At 73.1% G+C, this 17,528-nt stretch carries 16 protein-coding genes; 10 read left to right on the top strand and 6 right to left on the bottom strand.

Translation table 11 applies throughout. The features are described from left to right. The first annotated feature begins 17 nt into the window (after positions 1-17). Entirely contained in the window at positions 18-1,553 is a 1,536-nt protein-coding gene (locus ABD191_RS18805; RefSeq protein WP_344083426.1) for a long-chain-fatty-acid--CoA ligase, read from the top strand. A 78-nt stretch (positions 1,554-1,631) separates the two neighbouring features. Here the strand turns inward: ABD191_RS18805 and ABD191_RS18800 are convergent, their stop codons facing one another. Together ABD191_RS18800 and ABD191_RS18795 are read right to left on the bottom strand one after the other, a co-directional pair. Beyond that, complete coding sequence (locus ABD191_RS18800) at positions 1,632-2,375, bottom strand: DUF899 domain-containing protein (protein WP_344083423.1); 744 nt, start codon at positions 2,373-2,375, stop codon at positions 1,632-1,634. A 59-nt stretch (positions 2,376-2,434) separates the two neighbouring features. Next, positions 2,435-3,421: a sigma-70 family RNA polymerase sigma factor gene (locus ABD191_RS18795; RefSeq protein ID WP_425560763.1), complete on the bottom strand. Its 987-nt coding sequence runs from the start codon at positions 3,419-3,421 to the stop codon at positions 2,435-2,437. Between the two features lie 37 nt (positions 3,422-3,458). Here ABD191_RS18795 and ABD191_RS18790 point away from each other — a divergent pair, with 37 nt between their 5' ends. Beyond that, positions 3,459-4,379, top strand: a complete 921-nt coding sequence (locus ABD191_RS18790) for an AEC family transporter (protein WP_344083416.1) — start codon at positions 3,459-3,461, stop codon at positions 4,377-4,379. A 21-nt stretch (positions 4,380-4,400) separates the two neighbouring features. On the opposite strand, the gene ABD191_RS18785 is transcribed toward ABD191_RS18790, so the two are convergent. Next, on the bottom strand, positions 4,401-5,057 hold the full coding sequence (locus ABD191_RS18785; protein WP_344083413.1) for a LysR substrate-binding domain-containing protein: 657 nt from the start codon (positions 5,055-5,057) through the stop codon (positions 4,401-4,403). Positions 5,058-5,098: 41 nt separating this feature from the next. Here ABD191_RS18785 and ABD191_RS18780 point away from each other — a divergent pair, with 41 nt between their 5' ends. Continuing rightward, the gene (locus tag ABD191_RS18780) at positions 5,099-5,503 is read left to right on the top strand and encodes a DUF5997 family protein (RefSeq protein ID WP_344083411.1); all 405 of its coding nucleotides are present in this window, start codon (positions 5,099-5,101) and stop codon (positions 5,501-5,503) included. On the opposite strand, the gene ABD191_RS18775 is transcribed toward ABD191_RS18780, so the two are convergent. Next, positions 5,482-6,405: an AraC family transcriptional regulator gene (locus ABD191_RS18775; RefSeq protein WP_344083409.1), complete on the bottom strand. Its 924-nt coding sequence runs from the start codon at positions 6,403-6,405 to the stop codon at positions 5,482-5,484. The genes ABD191_RS18780 and ABD191_RS18775 overlap by 22 nt on opposite strands. Positions 6,406-6,532: 127 nt before the next feature. Between ABD191_RS18775 and ABD191_RS18770 the strand changes: the two genes are divergently transcribed. The 7 genes from ABD191_RS18770 to ABD191_RS18740 all read left to right on the top strand — a co-directional run bounded on the left by ABD191_RS18770 (position 6,533) and on the right by ABD191_RS18740 (position 13,029). Next, positions 6,533-7,360 carry an NAD(P)H-binding protein gene (locus tag ABD191_RS18770; RefSeq protein ID WP_344083407.1) on the top strand — a complete coding sequence of 276 codons (828 nt, stop codon included), beginning with the start codon at positions 6,533-6,535 and terminating at the stop codon, positions 7,358-7,360. A 105-nt stretch (positions 7,361-7,465) separates the two neighbouring features. Further along, positions 7,466-8,080: a TenA family protein gene (locus ABD191_RS18765; RefSeq protein WP_344083404.1), complete on the top strand. Its 615-nt coding sequence runs from the start codon at positions 7,466-7,468 to the stop codon at positions 8,078-8,080. A gap of 51 nt (positions 8,081-8,131) precedes the next feature. Then, positions 8,132-8,854, top strand: a complete 723-nt coding sequence (locus ABD191_RS18760; RefSeq protein ID WP_344083402.1) for a cellulose binding domain-containing protein — start codon at positions 8,132-8,134, stop codon at positions 8,852-8,854. A 103-nt stretch (positions 8,855-8,957) separates the two neighbouring features. Continuing rightward, positions 8,958-9,344, top strand: a complete 387-nt coding sequence (locus ABD191_RS18755) for a group I truncated hemoglobin (RefSeq protein ID WP_344083400.1) — start codon at positions 8,958-8,960, stop codon at positions 9,342-9,344. Then, positions 9,344-10,507 (top strand): globin domain-containing protein, encoded by a 1,164-nt coding sequence (locus ABD191_RS18750; protein WP_344083398.1) that lies wholly within the window; start codon positions 9,344-9,346, stop codon positions 10,505-10,507. The genes ABD191_RS18755 and ABD191_RS18750 overlap by 1 nt, the downstream gene beginning before the upstream one ends. Positions 10,508-10,543: 36 nt before the next feature. Beyond that, positions 10,544-11,167, top strand: coding sequence for a DivIVA domain-containing protein (locus ABD191_RS18745; protein WP_344083396.1), 624 nt, complete (start codon positions 10,544-10,546; stop codon positions 11,165-11,167). A 407-nt stretch (positions 11,168-11,574) separates the two neighbouring features. Then, positions 11,575-13,029: a cellulose binding domain-containing protein gene (locus tag ABD191_RS18740; protein WP_344083394.1), complete on the top strand. Its 1,455-nt coding sequence runs from the start codon at positions 11,575-11,577 to the stop codon at positions 13,027-13,029. A gap of 48 nt (positions 13,030-13,077) precedes the next feature. Here the strand turns inward: ABD191_RS18740 and ABD191_RS18735 are convergent, their stop codons facing one another. Both ABD191_RS18735 and ligA read right to left on the bottom strand, forming a co-directional pair. Further along, positions 13,078-15,402, bottom strand: a complete 2,325-nt coding sequence (locus ABD191_RS18735) for an ATP-binding protein (protein WP_344083391.1) — start codon at positions 15,400-15,402, stop codon at positions 13,078-13,080. Between the two features lie 82 nt (positions 15,403-15,484). Further along, positions 15,485-17,509: an NAD-dependent DNA ligase LigA gene (gene ligA, locus ABD191_RS18730; protein WP_344083388.1), complete on the bottom strand. Its 2,025-nt coding sequence runs from the start codon at positions 17,507-17,509 to the stop codon at positions 15,485-15,487. Between the last annotated feature and the right edge of the window lie 19 nt (positions 17,510-17,528).

Genomic DNA, 17,528 nt, shown 5'->3' with positions numbered 1-17,528 from the left:
CGCCATCAGGAGGCGACGTGACCACCCTGTCCCTCGCGGCCGTCCTCGCGGAGGCAGCCCGAAAATACCCCGACCGGACCGCGGTGGTTGACCACGCGGGCCGCTACAGCTACGCCCAACTCTGGCAAGAATCTTTGGAGTACGCCGGAAAGCTCCGCGAGCTGGGCGTACGACCCGGCGACACGGTTGCCCTGGTCGCGCCGAACGTCGTCGACTTTCCCCGCGCGTACTACGGGATCCTGGCCGCCGGGGCGGCCGTCGTGCCCGTGCACCTGCTGCTGACCGCCACCGAGATGGCCTACGTGCTGCGCGACAGCAGGGCACGGCTCGTCGTGGCGCACTCCAGCCAGCTGGCCACGGCCGCCGCGGCCGCCGCCGAGGCCGGCATCGACGTCGTCAGCGTCGGCCCGCGCCCCGACGGCGGCCCGCTCCCCCGCCGCCTGGAGGACGTCGACGGCACGACGCCGCGCTCGTACGAGACGAGAAAGCCCGACGACACGGCCGTCGTGTTCTACACCAGCGGCACCACCGGGGAGCCGAAGGGCGCCGAGCTGAGCCACCTCAACCTGGTGATGAACGCGCTCATCAACACCGCCGAGGCCCACGAGGCGCGCACGTCGGACGTGGTGCTCGGGTGCCTGCCGCTGTTCCACACGTTCGGGCAGACCGTCAGCATGAACGGTACGTTCCGGATGGGCGCCACGATGGTGCTGCTGGCCCGGTTCTCCGGGGACGCCGCGATCGACCTCATGCTGGCCGAAGGCGTCGACGTCTTCCACGGCGTACCCACCATGTACGTGGGGCTGCTGGAGGCGGCGGCGGGCCGCGACACGTTGCCGGCGCTGCGGCTGTGCATCTCCGGCGGGGCCTCGCTGCCGGTGGCCGTGCTGGAGAAGGTCACGCAGACGTTCTCCGCGACGGTCTACGAGGGGTACGGGCTGTCGGAGACCTCGCCGACCGCGACGACGAACCAGCCGCACTTCGGGGCGCGGCCCGGCACGGTCGGCCATGCGATCTGGGGCGTCGACGTGGAGATCGCCCGACCGGAGCTGGAAGAGCGCGTCGAGCTGCTACCGAACGGCGAGCTGGGCGAGATCGTGATCCGGGGGCACAACGTGTTCACCGGCTACCGGGGCCGCCCGGAGGCGACCGCGCAGGCCGTCGTGGACGGCTGGTTCCGCACGGGCGACCTGGGCACCAAGGACGACGACGGGTACGTCACGATCGTCGACCGCAAGAAGGACATCGTGATCCGGGGCGGCTTCAACGTGTACCCGCGCGAGGTCGAGGAGGTCCTGGCCCGCCACCCGCAGGTGGCCCAGGTGTCGGTCATCGGGGTGCCCGACCCGGTGCACGGCGAGGAGATCTGCGCGGTCGTCGTACCGGCCGACGAGTCGCTGGACGCGGACACGCTGATCGAGTGGTCGAAGGAGCGGCTCGGCAAGCACAAGTACCCACGCCAGGTGCGGCTCGCCGCCGAACTGCCGGTGGGGCCGAGCATGAAGGTGCTCAAGCGGGAACTGCGGCAGCGCTACAGCACGGGAACGTTGTAGCGCGGGAACGTTGTAGCGCGGCGGTGCAGGGCCGCCGCGGTCGTGGGGTCGCGACCGCGGCGGCGTCCGGTATGCGGGTTACTCGCGGAAACTCGGCTCGGGCGCGTTCGGCTTGTCGGCGCGGCCCTTGGGCTCCTCCCACTCCTCCTGCCGGCCGAGCGCGGTGAGGTCCAGCAGCCCGTACGCGCCGCCCATCGCCTCGGTGCCCCGACCGTAGGTCGAGTAGGTGTGGTAGATCTCGTCGCCGTCGCGCAGGAAGCAGCTCATGCCGGGCTGCTCGCTCGGCTGGTCCTTGAGCACCCAGTCGAAGCCGGCCGCTGTCAGCTCCTCGGGACCCCGGTAGTTGAACATGACCGGCCGCACCGACGCGTCGATGGTGACGTGGTAGTCGTAGTTGAAGTCGCTGCCCAGCGACGAGTACCAGGGCAGCGTCCAGCCGCGCTCCGCGCGGTACTTCTGGATCTTGTCCATCGGGGTGCGGGACACCAGGACGTACTCGGTCTGCCGGGCCCGCAGGTGGCTGATCAGGCCGTCGGACAGCTCGTCCGTGGTGGCCGTGCAGGACGGGCAGGCCTTGTCCCAGTCTGGCCCGAACATGACGTGCTGGACGATGAGCTGGCGCTGGCCGGCGAAGAGATCCGTCAGTGTGGCCGGACCGTCAGGGCCTTCGAACGTGTATTCCTTGTCGACCCGCACCATGGGCAGGTTGCGGCGCGCCGTGTTGAGCGCGTCGCGGGCCCGGGTCAGTTCCTTCTCGCGGGCGAGCAACTCCTTGCGCGCGGCCAGCCACTCGTCGCGGGCCACCACTGTCGGCAAAGCCATCTTCGACCTCCCTGCGTGTCGGTTGTGTCGTTACGCAGGTGTCGACGACGCGGGCGCCGCTAACTCATCGGTGCCGGCGGCAGAAAATCGGGCAGGCCGAACGCCGGGTACAGCTCGGCGGTGTCGAGGAACGTGTGGATGGTCGCGATGCGGCCGTCGGTCACGTCCAGGACCTGCAGCGACCAGGGCCGGTGGCCGCCGGCGGGGTCCGGGCGGTACTGGGCGAACGCCGGGGCGCCGTTGGCCGCCGTGGCGACCAGTCGGGAGCCGCGGCACGCGGCGCCGTGGCCGAGCATCCACCGGATGATGCTGTCCGCGCCGCGCAGCCACAACGCGTACGGCGGCATGTGCTGCACCGCGTCGGTGTGTAGCAGCGTGACCAGGGTGTCGACGTCGTAGCTCTCGAACGCGGTCACGTAGCGGGCCAGCAGGTCGCGCTCGCGGTCGCCGAGCGGCCCGGCCTGCGTCGTCGACGGCAGGGTCGCCCGGGCCCGCTGCAGGGCGCTGTTGACGGCGGCCACGCTCGTCTCCAGCAGCGCGGCGGCCTCGGCCGCCTGCCAGCGCAGCACGTCGCACAGGATCAGCGCGGCGCGCTGGCGGGCCGGCAGTTGTTGCAGCGCCGCCACGAACGCCAGCCGCACGCTCTCGCGGGCCTCGACCAGCTCGGCCGGGTCGGCGCCGACGGGCAGGACCCGCTCGTCGGCGACCGGCGACACCCAGCTGCCGGCGGGCAGCAGGTCCATCGCGGGCGGCTCGGCCCCGAGGGCCGGCCCCATCTCCATCGGCAGGGCCCGGCGTTGGCGGCCCCGCAGCATGTCGAGGCACACGTTCGTGGCGATGCGGTAGAGCCACACCCGCAGGCTCGACCGGCCCTCGAACCGCGACTGCGCCTGCCAGGCGCGCAGCATCGTCTCCTGCACCGCGTCGTCGGCGTCGAAACCTGAGCCGAGCATCCGGTAGCAGTAGCCCGTCAGCTCCCGCCGGTAGGTCTCCAGGTCACCGGTGAGATCGTCCGTAACATGCGCGCTCGTCGTCACGACGACGATGCTAGGGCGGGGGTACGACAAGGTACGCTCGCCAGCCGTGTCCCCCGACCTGCTGCTGAAGCTGGTCGCGATCTTCGTGGTGATCGCGATCGGGTTCGCGGCCGGGCGTGCCCGCGTCGTCGGGCCGACCGCCGCCGACACGCTCAGCGCCGCGACCTTCACCATCTTCGCGCCGGCCCTGCTGTTCCGCACGATGGCCGGCATCGAGCTGGCCGACCTGCCGTGGCGGATGCTCGCGGTCTACTTCGTGCCGACCGTACTGCTGCTGTTGGGGTGTTACGCCTGGCAGCGGTGGCGCGGGGTCGACGCGGTCGGGTCGGTCGTGCGCGGGCTGGCGGTGACGTTCAGCAACATGGTGCAGCTGGGCATTCCGCTCATGGCGGCGCTGTTCGGCACGGCGGGGCTGACCCTGCACATCGCGCTCATCAGCCTGCACGCGCTGATCCTGCTCACCATGGCGACCGTCCTCGCGGAGGTCAACCGGGACGGGCCGGTGCGCGCGCGCATCGGGCAGACCGTGCGGCGCAGCGTCATCCACCCGGTCACGCTGCCGATCCTGCTCGGGCTCGGGTACAGCGCGACCGGACTGCCGCTGCCCGCCCTCGCCGACGACGTGCTGGCCACGCTGGGCATCGCCGTCGTGCCGCTCAGCCTGGTCACCATCGGCCTCAGCCTTGCGCAGTACGGGCTGCGCGACTCCGGCCGCACGGCGGCGGGCCTGGCGCTGACCAAGCTGGTCACGCACCCGCTGCTGGTGCTCGCGGCCGCGTGGCTCGTCGGCCTGCACGGCCTGCCGCTGACGGTCGCCGTGCTGTGCGCGGCGCTGCCCACGGGCGCGAACGTGCTGCTGTTCGCCGGCCGCTACGGGGCCCGCCAGGCCGAGGCGACCGCGACGATCGTGCTCGCCACGGTCGCGTTCGCGGCCACGGTCACCGCCTGGCTGTTCGTCCTGATCTGAGGCCCCTCAGGTCACCGCACGCTAGCGCCCGCGGCGGCGGGGCGGTGCCTGCGGCCTGGCGGCGCGTCGCGGTGTCGTCTTCTTGGCGGCCGGCTCCGCCACGCGCCCGCGCGTGCTGTTCGCGGTGCGGCCCCGGACGATGCCGATCATCTCCTCGACCAGGTCCGTGTGCCCGTCGCGCGGCCAGACGAGGCCGACCGACGACGTCGGGGCGTCCGAGACCGGGCGGTAGGTCAGGTCGCGGCGGTGGTACAGGCGCGCCAGCGACTGCGGCACGACGAGGAGGCCCACCTCGGCGGCGACGAGTTCGACCGCGGTGGCCGTCGTGTCCGGGCGGTGCTCCGCGACGGTCGCGGGCGACCAGTCGAGCGGATCGTCGAGGGGGCGAAGCACGGTCTCGCCGTCAAGATCGGCAAGGGTGAGCGAGTCGGCGGCCGTGAGGACGTGCTCGCGCGGCACCACGACGACGGTCGTCTCGGTGTAGAGCGGGATGGCGTGCAGGGCGTCCTGATCGACCGGCAGCCGCACGAGGCCCGCGTCGGCGACCGCCGGATCGAACGCCTGACCGGGGACCAGCAGCAACTCCACCCCGGGCCGGCGCTCCGACCACATCCGGCCCCACTTGGCCATCGTGACGCCGGGCACGACGAGCAGGCGAAACGTCGACGGATCGGGCACCTGCACAGGCTACCCGCCGGCCGGGTCGCTACCCTGGCGTGGTGACCAAGCCACGCAAGTCCCAGGTGATGAAGCCCGCCACGGCGGCGGAGAAGCTGGATGTCTACCTGCCGGCGACGCCTCGGGAGTTCCAGGAGGGCATGGTGTCGCGCGAGGAGCTCGACGAGCTGCAGCGCAACCCGCCGCAGTGGCTGGCCGACCTGCGCCGCGACGGCCCGCACCCGCGCAACGTCGTGGCCGCCCGGCTGCGGGTCTCCAACAGCGGCCTGGCGCGGGCGGGCATCACGGAGGCGCTCACCACGGCGCAGATCGCGGCCCTGGCGGCCGACCCGCCGGAGTGGCTGCTGCGCGAGCGGGAGACCTTCGCGCAGACCCGCCGCGAGGAGCAGCGGCTACGGGAGCGGCGCGCGGACGGCGACCGGGCTCACCGGACCGCCTCGCGGTAGCGCGCCGGGCTCACCCCGGTGTGCCGTTTGAACGCCTTGCTGAACGCGAACGCCGACTCGTACCCGATGTCGCGGGCCACCGCCTCGAGCGGCGCCGTGCCCGAGCGCAGCAGCTGCTGCGCCCGTACCATGCGCCACTGCGTCAGGTAGGTCAGCGGCGGCAGGCCCACCTGGGCGGTGAACCGGCGGGAGAACGCCGCCCGCGACAGCCCGGCGACGGACGCGAGCTGCCCTACCGACCACGGGGCGGCCGGTTCGGCGTGCACGGCGACGAGCGCGCGGCCCAGCACCGGGTCGGCCAGGGCGCTGAGCCAGGGCGGGCATGCGTCCGGGTGCGCCGCGCACCAGGTGCGCAGCAGGTACGCGAAGAGGGCGTCGACCAGCGATGTCGCGATCGTGGCGGAGCCCGGGCCCGGCCGCTCGACCTCGGTGGCGAGCAGGTCGACAAGCGCGCGCAGCTGCGTGTCGACGCCTCGGCTGGCCGGCAGGTGCAGCACCGTCGGCAGGGCGCTCAGCATCGGGTGCTGGGGGGCCGCCCGGGTGAGCAGGTAGGCGCCGCACAGCATGTTCGTCTGTGCCCCCTCGCCGCCGAACTCGACGACCGCGAACGCCTCGCCGGGCTGGTGGCGTTCGGCGAGGGAGCCCAGTTCCACGGGCGGCGTGGCCGGGTCGTCGCCGAGCGCGTGCGACGTCCCGTGCGGCAGCAGCACCACGTCGCCGGGGTCGAGCCGCAGCGGCGCGCCGCCGTCGACCGTGAGCCACGCCGTGCCCCGCATGATCACGTGGAACAGCGCCGCGCCGGGCACCCGCTGGCGCAGCCCCCACGGGGCGCGGCCGATCGTGCGCGCCGCGACGGGCCGCCCCACCTGCCCGGCCGCCAGCACCTCACTGAGCGCGTCCACGAACGACACCATAACGCGCACCGCTCAAGACGAACAGACATGTGTACGCGCGAAAGCGGCATGGCTCGTCTCACCAGCGTCCGCAAGGGTGGATGTATCACACCGACACCGAACGGAAGGCGAAACGATGAGCGACGAGTACCTGGTCGTCGGCGCGAGCGGCATGGTGGGCCGGCGCGTGGTGGCCGAACTGCGCCGGCGCGACCTGCCCGTACGCCCGGCCGGCCGGTCGGGGCCGACCGTCTTCGACTGGGAGCGACCCGAGACCTGGGCACCGGCCCTGGCCGGCGTCGAGCGGGCGTACCTGCTCTGGCCGCAGGGCACCACCCAGCCGCAGCACCGGGTGGCCGAGTTCGTGTCGGCGGTCGCCGGCACGTCGCTGCGCCGGCTGGTCCTGCTCTCCGCGTACGGGGTGGAGTACGCCGACGGGTCCGGCCCCCGCAAGGCGGAACAGGCCGTGCAGGACAGCGACCTCGACTGGACGATCCTGCGGCCGAACTTCTTCCTGCAGAACTTCTCGGAGGGCTTCTACACGCACACGATCCGCACCCGGCGCACGGTCGAGGTACCGGCCGGTGACGCGGCGGTGTCCTTCGTGGACACCCGGGACATCGCCGCCGTGGCGGCGGTCGCGCTGACGACCGAGGGGCACGCGGGCCGGGGCTACACGATCACCGGCCCGGCCGCGGTCACGTTCGCCGAGGTCGCCGCAGCGCTGACGGCGGCCGGCCACCCGGTGACGTACCGCGACGTCACCCCGGCGCAGACCCGCGAGGCGCTGGTCGCGGCGGGCATCGCGCCCGACTACGCCGACCTGCTGCTGGGCATCTACGCCCGCGCCGCCGCGGGCGGCAACGCGGCCGTGACCGACGCGGTGCAGCGCGTCACCGGCCGACCCGCCCGCGACCTGGCCACCTACCTCCGCGACACCATCGCGGAGGGCCTCATCCCGTGACGACGGCCCGGCGCCGTGTCAGGAGATACGGCGCCGGGGCCCCGGTTGCGGCATTGTGCGTCCATAGCGCTGGAATACCGCGACGAGGTCTCAAAGGAGCCGATCATGAAGAGTGTTGCCGGGCAGTTGTGGCGGGACAACGGCGACCTGGCCGCGGTCGCCCTCGGGCATCCGTTCGTGCGCGCGCTCGCCGACGGGACGCTGCCCCGGCAGCGGTACGCGGCGTACATCGCGCAGGATGCGGTTTTCCTCGAATCTTTCGCCCGGGCGTACGCGCTGGCGCTCGCCGGGTCGCCCGATCGGGCCGGGGTGGAGGCGTTCGCGGACCTCATCGCCGGCGTCCGGGAGGAGTTGCGGCTGCACGAGTCCGTCGCCGCGCGCTGGGGCATCGACATGTCGGCCGTCCAGCCGGCACCGGCGACGCTCGCCTACACGGAGTTTCTGCTGGCCACGGCCTCCGTCGGCGGAACGGCCGCCACATGCGCGGCGATGACACCGTGCATGCGCCTCTACGCCCACCTGGGTCGGTCGCTCGCCGCGGGGCCGGCGGCCGACACCTACCAGGAGTGGATCAGCGCGTACGCGGACCCGGGATTCGAGGCGCTCGCGCGTTCACTGGAGGATCTCCTCGACCGGTACGCCCCGAATGTCAACGCCGTGGCCCCCGCCTACCGGCGCGCGATGAGCCTGGAAGTTGCGTTCTTCGACGCTGCTTACTGAGGTCACATGCAAGAATCTCCATCCATCGTCGAATGTGGAGGGAGAGCCGCGATGCGCGGACATTGGTTGGTGCGGGGGATCGCGGGGGCGACAGGAATCGTGGTGGCCCTCGGGCTGGGGGCGCCGGCCGTGGCCGCCGATCCCACGCCCACCCCGACCGGCACCGCGTGCGTGGCGCCACCGGTGTCGGGGTCGGTGGTCGGGCAGAGCGCCACCTCGCTGACGTTCGCGCTGAGCGTGTCGCTGGCGTGCGGCTTCCAGGCCGCCTCGGTCACGGTGTACACGAGCTTCGACGACGCGCAGATGAGCCGCAACGCGCGCGGTAGCGCCGTGGCCCGCACGAGCGCGGAGGCCGCGGCGCTCACGGTCACGGGCCTCACCCCGGGCACCGCGTACTGGTACCGGTTCGCCGGCGGCGGCTCGAACTTCTCCTCGCTGGTGATGGGCCCCGCCCACACCGCGACGCAGGCGGCCGGTTGCGCCGCCACGTACCAGCTGGACGGCTCGTGGGAGGGCGGCTTCGTCGCGCGGGTGACCGTTCAGAACACCAGCGGCGGCGCGATCGCGGGCTGGCGCGTCAACTGGACGTGGCCGGACGGGCAGGCGCTGACCGCGGCGTGGAGCGCGACCGCGACAAGCGCGGGTGCCGCGGTGTCGGTCGCGAACGCCGGCTACAACGGCGCCCTGGCCGCCGACGCGAGCACGGCCTTCGGCTTCCTCGGCGCGGGCGCGGGGCCCGCTTCCCTGACTCTCACCTGCTCTCTCACCACATGACACCGATGAGTGACAAGGGTCGATTTAGTCCACCATCGACGCTAGAGTTGCCCGCGCTGGAAATCAGAAGCCACAGTCGTAAAGGCGCCCAGGAGGACAACACATGACGCAGACGGCGGAACCGACCTTCTACGAGCAGGTCGGCGGCGGCCCGGCCGTGCAGAAGCTGGTCGAGGTCTTCTATGACCTGGTGTGGTCGGACCCGCAGCTGGCCGGCTACTTCGTCAACGCCGACCGCGACCGGCTCAGGGTCCACCAGGCCAAGCTCATCTCGAGCGTCCTGGGCGGGCCCAGGGAGTACTCGGGGCGTGAGCTGGCCGAGGCGCACCAGGGGCTCAACATCACGAGCGCCGACTACGACCGCGTCGTGGAACACCTGGTCGCCGCGTGCGCCAAGCTCGACGTGCCGCAGCACATCGTGTCCGCCGTCGGCTCCGTGGTAGCCGAGGTGAAGCCCGCCATCGCGACCGGCGAGGCGGGTCGCCCGTAGTGGATGTCGACCGGTTACGGACGTCGTGGGCCGCGGTCGCGGCCCACGGCGGCCAGGTCCCGAGCTATTTCTACTCGTACCTGTTCATCGCCCATGAAGAGGTGCGCGCGATGTTCCCGGCGGGCATGTCGGACCAGCGGACCAAGCTGGTGACAGCGCTCGGCGACATCGTCTCCCATGTCGACCAGCCGGAGCGGCTGGTCCGGTTCGTGGAGGCGCTGGGCCGCGACCACCGCAAGTTCGGCACCCAGGCCGCGCACTACGACGCGGTCGGCGACGCGCTGCTGGCCACCCTGGCGCACTTCCTGGGCGGCGACTGGACGCCGGCGCTCGCCGAGGACTGGACGGCGGCGTTCGGCGTCATCGCGCACGCCATGCAGGAGGCGGCCGCGCGGGCCGATCAGACCTCGCCGCCGTTCTGGACGGGCGAGGTCGTGGAGCACAGCCGCCGCAACGCGCACCTCGCGGTGATCACCGTTCAGCCGGACTCCCGCATCGACTACCAACCCGGGCAGTCCATCTCGGTGGAGTCGCACCTGCGCCCGAAAGTGTGGCGGCACTTCTCCCCCGCCAACGCCCCGCGCCGCGACGGCACGATCGAGCTGCACGTGAGCAGCGTCGCCGGCGGTGAGCTGAGCCCCGCGCTGGTCGTCAGCCTCCGCAAGGGCGACGCGCTGCGCATCGGCGCGCCCGTCGGCGACCGGCTCACCCTGCCCGCGGGCGACGACCGCGACCTGCTGCTCATCGCCGGTGGCACCGGCCTCGCGCCCCTCAAGGCCCTCGTGGAGCAGGTGGCCACCACCGAACCGCGGCCGGTCACCCTCGTCGTCGGTGGCCGCCGTACCAGGGACCTGTACGACCTGGAGGCGCTGGCCGGGCTCGCCCGGGGCCGCCCCTGGCTGACCGTACGGGCGGCCGTGAGCCAGGAGCCGCCCGCGGACGGCGGCGTCGAGACCGGCGACGCGGTCGACGTGGCCCTGCGCCACGAGCGGGCGCGGGCCAACCTGGTGACCTACGTGTGCGGCTCCGAGCAGATGGTGCGGGGCACGCTCAAGACGCTCGCCGAGGCCGGCTGGCCCACGACGCCGGACGCGATGCGGTACGAGGACTACGACAGCCGGGGCTACCGGCCGTCGCCACCGCCACGGGACCCCCGTGGCTGACCGATCCGGCCACCTGACGAACGGGGTCTACACCTCATGAGCTCGAACTACGACGGGTACCGCCGGCCGCGCGTCCGGCCCGACGACGTGGTCCACCGCGAGTTCTCGCTCAGCTCGCGCCTGGGCGGGCGCGGCTACGACCAGGGCGAGGTGCGCGACTTCCTGCTGCTCATCGGCGAGGAGTTGCGCGCCCGCGACGAGGAGGTGTCGGCCCTGCACCAGGAGAACCGCCGCCTCAAGGACTGGTACCGCCAGCGCGGCGAGGACCCGGCGGTGCGCAGCCAGCGCGAGGTCACCACGCAGGCCGTCAGCATCATCGCCCGCGCCCAGGAGCAGGCCGAGCGGGAACTCGGCGCGGCCCGGGCGCAGGCGGCGGCCGAGATCAACGACGCGCAGGCCCAGGCGGCCGCGATGATGGCCGAGGCGCGCGACGAGGCCGACCGGGCGGCCGCCACCTACCGCCGCTCAGCCGGCACCTCGTACGAGGCCAGCGAGGAGACGCGGCTGCGCCTGCACGCCATGCTCAATGTGATCATGCGCAACGTCGTGGCGCTCGGCGACAACGCCCAGGCCATCGCCGAGGTCATCAAGCACGACATGAACCTGCTGACGAGCCCGTCCGCCCCGGCGTCGCCCGCCCGAGACCACGCCTGGCGGTAGGGCCAGCCCCCGCCCGGATGGGTGGTCGTCCACGTGGGTGTCACCCGCCCGCCGGGTACGCGGGTCGCTGTCGCGTTGTCGCCCGCGCATTTCCAGCTGTGACAACCATCTCGTATTCGAATATGGCGATCACCCGCGTCGGCGGCGGCGTGACGAGGCGTTTGTCGAATTGAAACGGCAATGTCACGCCGCCGGTGGAACCCGCTTTATCTGACCCCGATTGAGCAGGGTCGACGCACGTCAAGCGCGTGTGACGCAATTCAATGGCCAAAACAGTGTGCTGTGCGCCACCGGCAGTTCCGCTTCTTTCTGCCGGTCTCAACTTCCTGGTCCCGCTTGTCGTCGCATTGCTTAACTCAGCCGTCCACGTAGGACAGCTCATGCGACAGGGACCGGTTGGGAAGAGAATGAGACGACAGCGAAATGTGGCGCGCCTCGGATGCGCGCTCGCCGCGACGGCGTGCGCGGCCGCGTTCGTGGTGCAGCCGGCCCACGCGGTGCCGGTGACGCCGGCGGCCGCGCCCGGCGTCCCAGCATCGGTACGCGACGCCATGCGGGCCCAGGTGCCGCTGGTCGCCGCCGCCAACGCGATCAAGGCCGCGGTCGAGGCCACGGACCAGAAGGGGTACGCCGGCATCGGACTGACCGGCGACCACGTGACCCTGTGGTGGAAGGGGCGGCTGCCGGCGACGGTCGCCAGCGCCGTGTCCGCCGCGCGGGGCGTAGCGCCGGTGGTGGTCGCTACAGCCGCGCACTCGCGGACCGAGCTGCGCGCGGCGGCCCGCACGGCCCGCGCGGCGACGGCGGGCAGCGGGGCCGAGATCAAGCTGGCCGCGGACGGCAGCGGGCTGCTGCTCGCCGTCGACCCGAAGGCGGCCGCGCCCGCGACGCCCACGGTCGACGTGCCCGTCAAGGTGGTCCGCCAAGCCCGGCTCAAGCCGCGCTCGCGCGACGACGACACACCGTTGTGGCGCGGCGGCACCATCATGTGGAACGGCCCCGGCTGCACGGCCGGCTTCGGGGTCAAGGACGCCGCGGGCGCCACGTACATCCTCACGGCGGCGCACTGCGGGCAGGTCGGTAGCACGTGGACCGACGGGGCGGGCGAGACGATCGGTACGCTCACCGCGCGCAACCAGCCGCACGACGTGGCGCTGATCTCTACCCCGGTGGCCGGCAACACGGTCTACACCGGCGGCATCAACGACGAGCAGCAGGCCGTGGTCAGCGGCTCCACCGAGGTCTACCCGGGGCAGCTGCTGTGCCAGTCCGGGCGCACGATGGCGGCCAACACCGGCGGTCCTATGTGCAACATCGAGGTGCGGTTCCACTACACCGACGAGGAGGACCTCGTGGAGGCCACGCAACTCGATGGTCTCGAGGTGGCCTACAGCGGCGACAGCGGTGGTCCGGTCTACGCGCTGGGGCCGGACAACACCATCCTGGCCGCCGGCACCCTGACCCGGTCGGGCGGCGCGGGCCTGGGCTTCCAGGACTTCGCCACGGCCCGCGACGACTTCGGCGTCGAGCCGCTGACCGGCACGACGACGACCGCCTGCCACGTGACGTACTCGATCACGAACTCGTGGAGCGACGGGTTCAACGGGTCCGTCACGATCCACAACTCCGGTCCGGCGGTGTCCGCCTGGAAGCTGGGCTGGACGTTCAGCGGTCCGGGCAACCAGGTCGTCAACGGTGCCTGGAACACCACCGTGACGCAGACCGACCAGCGGGTCACCGCCGAGAACGTCGGTCACAACGCGACCATCCCCTCCGGGGGTTCGGTCACCTTCGGCTTCAACGCGAGCGGACCGGCGACCACCCCCGGCCTGTTCACGCTCAACGGCTCGTACTGCGTCTAGCGCCACCGCTCGCGGTGGCCCGTCCGATTCCCGGGCGGGCCACCGCGATCACGCGTGATCCAGCGCGGCGCGGACCCGCTCCTGCCACCACACGCTGCCGATGCCGGTGAACAGGGCCAGCGCCCGCCGCAGGTTGGCCCGCGCCGCCGCCTCGTCGCCGAGTTCCCGCATCGCCAGGCCGTACCGGTACAGGGCGCTCGCCTGCCCGAACGGCGTACCGGTGCGGCGGTACAGCGCGTGCGCCTCGTCGTAGCGGTCGGCCGCCGCCCGCCAGTGACCGAGCCCCGCCAGGTCGGCGCCCAGCGACATCGCCCCGGACGCCTGCCAGACGAGCGCGCCGGTGGGGGTCAGCCCGGCGGACGGGTTGCGGGCGTACGCCAGGTAGCGCAGGTGGGCGCGCATCGCCGACGGGAAGTCCCCGAGCGCGGCGCGGGCCCCGCCGAGGATGGCCAGCGCGATGTGCTGCCCCATGGCGTACCCGATCTCGTCGAAGATGCGCACCGCCTGCCGGGCGAGGCGGGTGGCGCCCTCCGGGTCGCCGGTGCGGATGCCGATCGCCGCCGAGTACGCCAGGGCCCACGCCTCCTCGCGCCGGTCACCGATCTCGCGCGCCAGGGCGAGGGCCCGGCGGTGGACGGCCAGCCCGTCCTCGTTGCGGTCCTGGCACAGGTACAACGCCCAGCCCAGGAAGTTGAGCAGCGCGGCCTCGTCATGCCGGCGGCCCAGCGCCCGGGCGGCGTCCACGCCGAGCGAGAACACCTCGTGCCACGGGTGGCGGTGGGTGGCCGCGTCGGAGTACCAGTGCATCGCCCGGGCGATGGCCACCACGTCGGCGTGGCGGCCCCGCCGCGCCGCGTCCCGCAGGGTGGCCAGCCAGTTGCTGTCCTCAACATCCAGCCAGTCGAGGGCGGCGCGCTGGTCGGCGTCGGTCGGGGTGCCGCCGGCCTCGGGGTCGAGCTGGCGTGCCGCGGCCACCGTCGACTCCACGACCCAGCCGACCATCCGATCGCGCGCCGCCGCGCGAAGGGCGGGCGGGTCCTCGCGGCGCAGGCGGTCGAGCGCGAACAACCGGATGAGGTCGTGCAGCCGGTAACGTTCGCCGTTGGCCAGCAGCAGGCCACTGTCGACCAGCTCCTCGACGGCCCGCGCCGCCTCGTGCTCGGCCACCCCCGCCACGCTCGCGGCCAGGCGTACTCCGAAGTGGACCCCCGGAACGAGCGACAGCACGCGCAGCAGCTCGGCCGTGGCCGGGCGCAGCTGGCGGTAGGAGACCGCGATGGCGGCCTCGACGCCCAGGTCGCCGGCCGTCAGGGCGGTGAGCCGGCGCTGCTCGTCGGCCAGCTGCGCGACGAGTTCGTCGATGCGCCACCGCGGCCGGCTGGCCAACCGGTTGCCGGCGATGCGCAACGCCAGGGGCAGCTGTCCGCACAGGCGGGCGAGCCGGTCCACGGCCTGCGGCTCGACCGCGACCCGGCCGCGCCCCACGATCGCCGCGAGCAGGCCGGCGGCGTCACCGGCGGCCAGCACGTCCACGGCTACGCGGGCGGCGGACTCCAGGCCGGTCAACGAACGACGACTCGTGACGATGACCAGGCAGCCGCCGCCGCTGGGCAGCAGCGCACGCACCTGTGCCTCGTCGACGGCGTTATCGAGGACGAGCAGGAGCCGGCGGTCGCGGGTGAGCGTGCGGTAGAGCCCGGCCAGCGAGGCGGCCGGCCTGGGGAGCACGCTGTCGGGTACGCCGAGGGAGCGCAGCAGCACCGCCAGCGCCTCCGCCACCGGCATGGGCCGCTCGCCGGTGTTGCCCAGGTCGAGGAACAGTTGCCCGTCCGGGAACGCGGCCCCGAGGCGGTGGCCGGCGGCGACCGCGAGGGTGGTCTTGCCGACGCCCGGCGGACCGTGAACGGCCACGATGCCGGGTGCCTGACGCCGACCCCGCGCGACGTCGTGGGCCAGGTCAGCCAGCATCGCCAGCTCGTCCTCGCGCCCCACCAGGTCGCCGCAGGCGGCCGGCAGCTCGCGCGGCACGGGCCACGCGTGGGCGTCCCCGGCCGCTTCGGGCGCGGGCCGCGCCGGCGCGCCCGGTGTGGGTCTCGGCGTGCCGGCCGCCGCCGCGAGTTCGGCCTCCTCGCCGGCGGCCAGGTTGAGGGCGGTGGCCAGCGCCGACACGGTGCTCTGGCGGGGCTGGCGCACCCGGCCCCGCTCCATGTCGCGCACGGCCCGCACACTCAGGCCCGCGGACGCTGCGAGGTCCTCCTGGGTCAGGCCCGCCGACTGGCGCAGGGCCAGCAGGAGCGGACCGAACCCGTGCCCGGACCGCTCCTCGAACGCGCCCTGGCGCGCCATGCCGTCACCCCGCCGCCCGTCGCCCACCCGGACGCATCGTATCGACGGTCCTGAGGCCGTTCGGCGGTCCCGACGCGGGACTGTGGCACAGCTCTCCCGCGTCGGGCGCTCAGCTGGTAAAGGTGGCGGTGTAGAGGGCGGCGAAGTCCTCGGCGGTCATGACCTCCACCGACAGTTCCTGGGCCTTGGCGAGCTTGCTGCCCGCGCCGTCGCCCGCGACCAGCAGGTCGGTGTTCCTGCTGACCGATCCGGACACGGTGGCGCCGAGCCGGGCGGCGGCCTCCTGGGCCTGCGTGCGGCTCATGCCGGGCACCGACCCGCTCACGACGACCTTCTTGCCGTCCCAGGGGCGGTGCCCGCCGTCGTCGACGACCTCCATGGTGAGGCCGTGGGCGGCCAACCGGTCGATCACGGGCGCCATCGCCACCAGGCCGTCGACGACCGCCTGGGCCTTGATCAGGCCCATCTTGTCGATCTCGGCGATCTCCTCGACGGTCGCGGCGCGCAGCGCGGCCATGGACCGGAACCTGGCGGCGAGCCACCGCCCGACCGAGCGGCCGGTCATCCGGATGCCGAGGCCGGTGATGACCCGGTTGAGCGGCTGGGCCTTGCTCGCCTCCAGCTGGGCGACGATCTCTGTGGCGTTGGCCAGCCCGAGCCGCCGCACCGCCCCGGTGGAGGTCGTGCCCATCGGCAGGTTGGCCAGGTCGTCGACCGTCAGCTCGTACAGGTCGGCGACCGTGGTCGCGAGGCCCTGCTCGACCAGGGCCTCGCAGATCGAGTCGCCGATGCGCTCGACGTCGAGCGCCTCGCGGCTGCACCAGTAGACGAGCGCGTTGACGGCCGCGCACGAGGCGGTGTGGCAGCGCCACAGCAGGCTGGACGTGTCCCACTCCTGGTCGCACTGCGGGCAGGCGGTCGGCGGCTGCCAGGCGGTGAGCCCGTCGGGCTGCTCGCCCACGGCCGCGGTCACGCGCGGGATGACGTCGCCGGCGCGGATCACCGCGACCTTCATGCCGATCGCGAGGCCCTGCTCGACGATCCACGGGGCGTTGTGCAGGCTCGCGTAGGTGATCGTGGAGCCGCCGACGAACACGGGGTCGATGACCGCGCGAAACGACGCCCGGCCGGTGCGGCCGACGGCGACCTCGATGGCGCGCAGCACGGAGAAGCCCGTGTCCGGCGGGTACTTGAACGCGGCCGCCCAGTACGGCGTGCGGCTGGCCATGCCGAGCCGGTCGCGCGCCGCGTCGGTCTCGGCCTTGATGACCGCGCCGTCGATCTGGTAGCCGAGCGTCGGGCGGGCCTTCTCGATCGCGTCGACGACCGCGAGGACCTCGTCGGCGCCGCCGACCACCACCTCGCCACCGGCGGCGGCGCGGGTCAGCTCGTACGCCGTGGCGAAGCCGAGGGAGCCCGCGTAGGTCATCCGGGCCGAGTGGGCCGTGTATTCATCCGCCTGGTCGCCCGCCACCTCGTAGGCCGCGAAGGTCATCGGGGTGGCCGCGACCGCCGTCTGGGTGCGCAGGGCACCCGCGGTCGCGTTGCGGGCGTTGACGAACGCCTTCCCTCCGGCGGCGACCCGGTTGGCGTTCGCGGCCGCGAAGTCGGTGTCGGTCATGTAGACCTCGCCGCGCACCTCCCCGGTGAAGGGGGCGCTCAGCACGATCGGCAGGCCGGCGATGCCGCCGTCGCGCATCGCCTGGACGGTCACGTCCTCCCCGGTGCTGCCGTCGCCGCGGGTGGCGACCAGCGCGAGGCGACCGTCGCGGTACTCGGCGCGCACGGCCAGGCCGTCGAGTTTGACCTCGACGACCGCCTGGTCGGCCAGCCGGACGACGAACGCGTCCAGGTCGTCGCGGGTCTTGACCTTGTCGAGCGACAGCATCGGCGTCGGGTGCACCACGTCGCCGCCGGCCGACGCGCCGGCCGCCACCTCGGTGGTGAGGCCCCGGTCGTCCCAGTCGGGGTTGACGGCGATGGTCGCCGCGATGCGGTCCGCGAGGAGGTCGTAGTCCGCGTCCGGCATGACCATGACCGCCGTGTCGTAGTAGGCACTGGCGGCTTCACGGGCGGCGGCGACCGCGGCGTCGAACTCGGCGCGGTCGCTGAACGGCATGGTGGGGACGGTCATGGCCCGAGAACCTATCGCG

Origin of the sequence: Luedemannella helvata, assembly GCF_039528415.1 — a bacterium.
Lineage (GTDB): Bacteria > Actinomycetota > Actinomycetes > Mycobacteriales > Micromonosporaceae > Luedemannella > Luedemannella helvata.
This window is presented reverse-complemented; position numbering and strand designations above follow the sequence as displayed.

Bases quoted from the DNA above. Each gene is read 5' to 3' on its own strand.
- ABD191_RS18745 (WP_344083396.1), top strand. From the start codon at position 10,544: ATGAGCTCGAACTACGACGGGTACCGCCGGCCGCGCGTCCGGCCCGAC.
- ABD191_RS18760 (WP_344083402.1), top strand. From the start codon at position 8,132: ATGCGCGGACATTGGTTGGTGCGGGGGATCGCGGGGGCGACAGGAATC.
- ABD191_RS18765 (WP_344083404.1), top strand. From the start codon at position 7,466: ATGAAGAGTGTTGCCGGGCAGTTGTGGCGGGACAACGGCGACCTGGCC.
- ABD191_RS18800 (WP_344083423.1), bottom strand. From the start codon at position 2,375: ATGGCTTTGCCGACAGTGGTGGCCCGCGACGAGTGGCTGGCCGCGCGC.
- ABD191_RS18755 (WP_344083400.1), top strand. From the start codon at position 8,958: ATGACGCAGACGGCGGAACCGACCTTCTACGAGCAGGTCGGCGGCGGC.
- ligA (WP_344083388.1), bottom strand. From the start codon at position 17,509: ATGACCGTCCCCACCATGCCGTTCAGCGACCGCGCCGAGTTCGACGCC.
- ABD191_RS18740 (WP_344083394.1), top strand. From the start codon at position 11,575: ATGAGACGACAGCGAAATGTGGCGCGCCTCGGATGCGCGCTCGCCGCG.
- ABD191_RS18770 (WP_344083407.1), top strand. From the start codon at position 6,533: ATGAGCGACGAGTACCTGGTCGTCGGCGCGAGCGGCATGGTGGGCCGG.